We start from the raw sequence: 6,115 nt of genomic DNA on the forward strand, positions 1-6,115 counted from the left end.
GATTTTCTTCATAAGAATTTAGTTTTAAAGTTATAAATGTAATATTTTTTACGGTTGTACAAAAATGAAAGAAAAATTTTCCACAACAAAACCTCTTTTTGCATAAACTTACCCTAATTTTGCATAATAGGAAATGAAGGAAATTATTTTTTATCTTTGTTCAAAATACAATCTCATGACCAACAATGTGGCAGAAAAAATAAAACGGCTGCGCAAATCCAGAGGATTTTCTCAGGAAGATATGGCGGAAAAACTCCATATTTCCCAGTCTGCGTATGCAAGGATAGAAAACGGAGAAAGCCATTCTTGGGCTGCGCATATAGAAAAACTAAGCGAAATTTTTGAAATGAAACCTGAAAACTTCCTGACTGATGAAATGAATAATATCAATAATAGTGATCAAAGTGGAGGAATGGCATTTCAGTTTGTAGGAACCATTAATACTATTAATTCTCTTTCTAAAACTTATAGAACAGTATGAGGAACGCATAGCAGAACTAAAAGTACAGATACAGGAATTAAAAGAAGAAATCAAATCTTTAAAAAATTAAATTTTACGTAAAAGATACAGCTATTTTAGATTTTTATTTTCTTGAATGAGAAAATGAATTATTCATTTTTTTTCATCAATTCCTCTGCTTGTTGCAAAGCTGCTTCTGTAATGGTACTTCCGGAAAGCAGTTGTGCAATTTCCTGCAATTTCTGCTCAGAATTCAAAGGCAGAATATTGGATTGTGTTTTTCCCGAAATATCTTCTTTCAAAACTTTGTAATTATTATCCCCTTTCGCAGCAACCTGAGCCAAATGTGTAATCACAATAAGCTGAATATTTTGAGCCATTTCCTGCATCAGTTTTCCCATTTCATCGGCAATTTTTCCGGAAACTCCGGTGTCTATTTCATCAAGGATCAAAGTCGGGAGTTCAGCATTTTCAGCAATAATTTTCTTCACAGCAAGCATTACTCTGGAACGCTCTCCTCCGGAAATTGCAGATTGTATCGGCTTCAAAGGAAAACCGGAATTCGCCTGAAAAAGAATCTCAATATTTTCTTTTCCGAAAAGATTAAAATCTTTATTTTCAGAAAGTTGAACCTGTATTTTCGCTTTTTCAAGCCCGAGTTTTTTCAATAATTCTTCTATATGTTTTGTGAAAACAGGAACGGATTTTTTACGATTATCGGATAATTTTTTTGAAAGCTTTTCAAGAGTTTTTTGCTTCTCGGAAATGTTTTTTTCTGTTTCCAAAATATGCTGCTGAATATCTTCAAAACCAGATTGCTCTCCCGAAATCTGATTGCGGATCTCAATAAGCTCAGAAACAGAATTCACATGATGCTTTTGAAATAACGTATTGATTTTATTAACTTTAGAATTTAATTCATCTAAAAGCTGTGGATTCACTTCTATCTTTTCTGCTTCATCCTGAATTTCAAAAAGCATATCTTTCATTTCCACAAAACTTTCATCAAATCTTCGATTGAGTTCTGAAAAATGATGTGAAAGTTCTGCAATTTTTGAAAATCTGCTTTTTATTTCTGCCATTGCATCCAAAATCCCAATTTCTTCCTGATCAAATCGGGCAAGGATATACGAAAGGTTTTCAGAAATTTGCCCTGCATTTTCCTGCATGGAAAGCTTATTTTGTACATCTCCCAAATCAATAGCGTCCAAATCAGCTTCTTCCAACTCATTCAGAAGAAATAATTTGTAATCAGATTCTTTGTTTCCTTCAGCGAGTTTTTCTTTCAGTTTTTCAAGCTCCTTTTGAAGACTTCTGAATTCTGAAAATTCATTTTGATAATTGATAATCAATAATTTATTTTCACTTAATCCGTCTATTATTCTAAACTGGTATTCTTCATTGAAAAGGTTGGAAGTTTCAAACTGAGAATGAATATCAATTAGCTTTGAAGACAATTCTTTCAAAACATCCAACGTTACCGGAACATCATTTACAAAAGCCCTTGATTTTCCTGTCGGGAGAATTTCTCTTCGGATAATTGTAGAGCTTTCATAATCCAGATCATTCTCTTCAAAGAAATTTTTAAGATTTTCAGAAATTTGAAATTCAGCTTCCACAATGCTTTTGCTTTCAGAATCTGCAATAGATTTTACATCGGCTCTTTCACCAAGAATCAAACGAAGCGCACCAAGAATAATAGATTTTCCGGCACCTGTTTCTCCTGTTATCACCTGCAAACCTTTGTGCAGTTGAATTTCCAGAGTGTCGATTAAAGCAAAGTTTTGTATAAAAATTCTTGATAGCATTGTGTGAAATAAAAAGCCTTAAGCAAAAGGCTTAAAGCTATACAAAAATATTGGTAAAATTTTAGAATTACAAATTGGATTTATTTCCACTTATTCCAAGATTCAGATTTTTTAGGATAAATAGTGTTTAATACTGATTTAAGATCCTGAATATTGATTCCGGCATTAGCTCCATTATCAAAAATATTAAAAATCTCGTCTGATTTTGTTTCCATAAAAATGGTCAGTGGATAATTCATGGCATAATTATCTTCATACGTTTTGAGCTGTAACAATGCATCTGCAATTATTCTTTTTGCGGAAGCCTGATCCTGTTTTGCCAAATTATCCAATCCCGATCTGTGATAGTTATAAAAAACATTTCTCAAAGTATTCTGTTCCGGTCTCAAAAGATTATCAATCAATCCGGATCTTGTACGGAAGCCTTCTACAACCGACCATCCTGCAAAATTCTGATTCTGCGAATTATTAGAAATTTTTTGAGCTTTTTCAAACCAAGGCTGTCCTCCTCTTACTTTGAAACTGTCTCCATCATATCCTAAAATGACATAAACATAGAAGCTGATAACGTCAATCAAATTTTTTCTGGAAAATTGACGTTCATTAAAAACAAGGTTTTCATTTTCCAAATATTCAAAACTGAAAGTCGGATCATTGATATTGAGTAATGTAGAAGTGTAGGTAGAATTGTAGACAGGTCGGTTTGCCTGCACTATGATACTTCCTGTATAGTTATTCCCATTTTTTTCTTTTAGAATAATAGCAAACTGGCAATTGATTTTTTCAAAATTCTGTAATTTTTTGCCTGTCCAACTGGTGTTATTTATAAAATCCCGAAGCGATTTTTCCAGTGTTTTGTAGACTTGTGTATTACTTCCCTGAATTTGTGAATAATCAACTTTAACGTTTGCTAAAAGTTCCTGAGAATTCCCAAAAATAAAAGTAAAAACAAGTAAAAGTATCGTAAAAAGTTTTTTCATTATTAGAGTAAAAAAATAAAACGGAAATTTAAAAAAATTATTTTGAAATCTGCTCTTCTATGAAGTTTAAAATATCTTTTGCCACTTCTTTTTTGGATTTCAGTTCAAATTCTTTCTGATTTGTTTTGGTAATGATTTTTATTTTGTTGGTATCTTTTTTAAAACCTGCTCCATCATCACGAAGAGAGTTCAGGACGATCATATCGAGATTTTTCTTCTGTAGTTTTCCTTTTGCATTTTCTTCTTCATTCTGTGTTTCCAAAGCAAAACCTACCAAAAACTGATGAGATTTTCTTTCTCCCATCGTTTTCAGAATATCCGGGTTTTTTATAAGCTCAATTGTAAAAGTGTCATCCTTTTTTTTAATTTTTTCTTTGGCTACTTCTTTCGGCGCATAATCTGCAACAGCTGCCGAAGCAATAGCAAAATCTACATTTTCATAAAATTTGAAAACCTCATCATACATTTCTTTTGCGGAAGTAACTTTATGAATTTCAATATTTTGATGATTCACCTTCAAAGAAGTGGGGCCTGAAACCAAAATCACTTTTGCGCCTCGGTTTGCCGCTTCTTCCGCAAGAGAAAATCCCATTTTTCCCGAAGAATGATTCCCTATAAAACGAACCGGATCAATCGCTTCATAGGTGGGGCCTGCTGTTATGAGAACTGTTTTTCCTTCCAGATTTTTTGATTTCGACGAATTGAAAAATTCTTCAATAGTTTTTGAAATAGTTTCCGATTCCGCCATTCTTCCTTGCCCGAAAAGTCCACTTGCCAATTCTCCCGTTTCTGCCGGAATTATAAAATGTCCGAAATCTTCAGCCAACTCCAAATTCTGCTTTGTAGAAGGATGCTGATACATATCCAAATCCATTGCCGGAGCTATAAAAACCGGGCATTTTGCAGACATGTAGGTTGCAATTGCAAGATTATCACAAATTCCATGGATCATTTTTGCCAAAGTATTTGCTGTGCATGGAGCAACTAAAATCACATCCGCCCAAAGTGCCAGTTCTACATGGGAATTCCAAGTTCCGTTTTTATCAAAAAAGTCAGAATATACCGGTTTTTTGGATAATGTGGAAAGTGTAACCGCAGAGACAAAGTTTCCAGCACTTGGAGTCATGATGATCTGTACTTCTGCATCTTTTTTTATAAAATCTCTTACCAGATAATTTATTTTGTAGGCAGCAATTCCCCCTGAAATCAGAATTAGTATTTTTTTCCCGGCAAGACTCATTCTTAATTAATTTTCACGAATTTAATTATTTTTTTCAAATGCTGTATGAAAAATAAAAAAGCCAGAAAAGAACTTTCCTTCCTGACTATTTTTTTAACAAATCAATACTTTTAATTTCTTTCTTCCGTTTTTCTGAAATAAATTTCATCATCCAACCATTCTTTAATAGCAATAGATGTTGGCTTCGGAAGTTTTTCATAATGTTTAGATATCTCAATTTGCTCTCTGTTTTCAAATACTTCTTCCAGAGAAGAATTGTGTACAGCAAACTCATCGAGCTTATTATGAAGCTCGCTTCTTGTTTCTGCATTTATTTGCTCTGCTCTTCTTCCCATAATCACGATTGCTTCATAGATAGAACCTACTTTTTCTTCTATTTTATCACGATCATAGGTGATTGTCGTTACTTCTGCTTTTGTATCTTTTACGCTCATTTTCAGTAAAGAATTATTTTTCAATTTGCAAATGTACAAATTATGATTTTAATTTGAAAGTGGCAGCTGGTGGTGGTGTATTTATTTTTGCACTATCTCTTTGTGCTTTTTCTGCACTTTCCTCAGCTTCCTTTTGTTTTTTTTCTGCTTCTTTTGCCTCCAATTCTTTTTGTTTTTTAGCAAATTCTGCTTTTCTGGCTTCTACTTCTTTTTCAAGTTTAGCAAAATTTTCTTTTTCTTTCAGTAGTTTTTCTCTCAAATCTACTGCCGTTTTAGAATATTCTGTCCCGGGAAGCTCGTTTTCAACTTGTTTTGTGAAAGCTAATGCATTATCAATTCTGTCTCTCTTTAAATCATAAACTGAATTTGTAGCCAGTTGATAACGGGATTTCATAATATAATCATAGATTTTCGGACGAAGTTTTGTACTTGGAAAATCGTTAAGAACATTATCAAACGTTACATTTGCCGCTTTATAGTCCGCCATTTTATAATATTGTCTGGCGTTTTCGTATGCTTTAAATTCCAACTTATAGGAAAGTTCATCTATTAGCTGACCAATATTTTTTGCTCTTTCAGAATTTGGATAATTATTAAGGAAATCCTGCAATTCATTTATAGCAGACTCCGTGTTACCCTGATCCAAATTATAATCCAAAGATCCTTCGTAATAACACAATGCTGACATATAAGCCGCTTCTTCACGACGTGGATCTTGCGGAAAGGAAACTGCAAAATTCTTAAACTGATAGCCCGCTAATTTGTAATTCTTGTCATAGTAATTAGCATACGCAGAATTGAAAACCACATTTGGAGCATCATCTGTTCCGGCTACAAGATTAGAAAGTCTTTCATAAAGCGCCAATGCATCTTGCCATTTTTTCTTTTCAAATTTTTCATTGGCTACTTTCAGAATAAAATTTTTATCGGCACTTTGCAACGCCATTTGCTGCTCGGTTTTACAGCTTGCCATCAATAGAAGGACTCCGATAAGTAATACGCTTTTTTTCATAAAATTCTATCTGCAAAAAATGAGTAATGCCATTTTCTGCTTTTATCAAATGCAAAAATAAAATATTTTTCCCAATAGATTTTGTTTTATGATAATATTAACAGTATATCTTTGACTTTTATTTTTTTAGACTCCTAATTAACTCTTCTACTTCTTTGGGAAGCGACTGATTGGTAAAATT

The 6,115-nt window shown here is 33.0% G+C and carries 6 protein-coding genes; 1 reads left to right on the plus strand and 5 read right to left on the minus strand.

Translation table 11 applies throughout. From position 1 onward, the window contains the following. The first annotated feature begins 133 nt into the window (after positions 1 to 133). Positions 134 to 481 (plus strand): helix-turn-helix domain-containing protein, encoded by a 348-nt coding sequence (locus tag AC2A1C_RS15615; RefSeq protein WP_484026857.1) that lies wholly within the window; start codon positions 134 to 136, stop codon positions 479 to 481. A gap of 128 nt (positions 482 to 609) precedes the next feature. On the opposite strand, the gene recN is transcribed toward AC2A1C_RS15615, so the two are convergent. From recN to AC2A1C_RS15640, 5 genes are all read right to left on the minus strand, one after another. Beyond that, the gene (gene recN, locus AC2A1C_RS15620) at positions 610 to 2,268 is read right to left on the minus strand and encodes a DNA repair protein RecN (RefSeq protein ID WP_484026859.1); all 1,659 of its coding nucleotides are present in this window, start codon (positions 2,266 to 2,268) and stop codon (positions 610 to 612) included. An 80-nt stretch (positions 2,269 to 2,348) separates the two neighbouring features. After that, positions 2,349 to 3,248, minus strand: a complete 900-nt coding sequence (porD, locus tag AC2A1C_RS15625) for a type IX secretion system protein PorD (RefSeq protein ID WP_484026860.1) — start codon at positions 3,246 to 3,248, stop codon at positions 2,349 to 2,351. A gap of 37 nt (positions 3,249 to 3,285) precedes the next feature. Continuing rightward, entirely contained in the window at positions 3,286 to 4,488 is a 1,203-nt protein-coding gene (coaBC, locus tag AC2A1C_RS15630) for a bifunctional phosphopantothenoylcysteine decarboxylase/phosphopantothenate--cysteine ligase CoaBC (RefSeq protein WP_484026861.1), read from the minus strand. 110 nt (positions 4,489 to 4,598) lie between these two features. After that, on the minus strand, positions 4,599 to 4,922 hold the full coding sequence (locus AC2A1C_RS15635; RefSeq protein ID WP_484026863.1) for a DNA-directed RNA polymerase subunit omega: 324 nt from the start codon (positions 4,920 to 4,922) through the stop codon (positions 4,599 to 4,601). A 40-nt stretch (positions 4,923 to 4,962) separates the two neighbouring features. After that, positions 4,963 to 5,934, minus strand: a complete 972-nt coding sequence (locus AC2A1C_RS15640; protein WP_484026865.1) for an outer membrane protein assembly factor BamD — start codon at positions 5,932 to 5,934, stop codon at positions 4,963 to 4,965. Positions 5,935 to 6,115: the final 181 nt, after the last annotated feature.

The organism is Chryseobacterium sp. HNCC26DJ241, assembly GCF_057180505.1.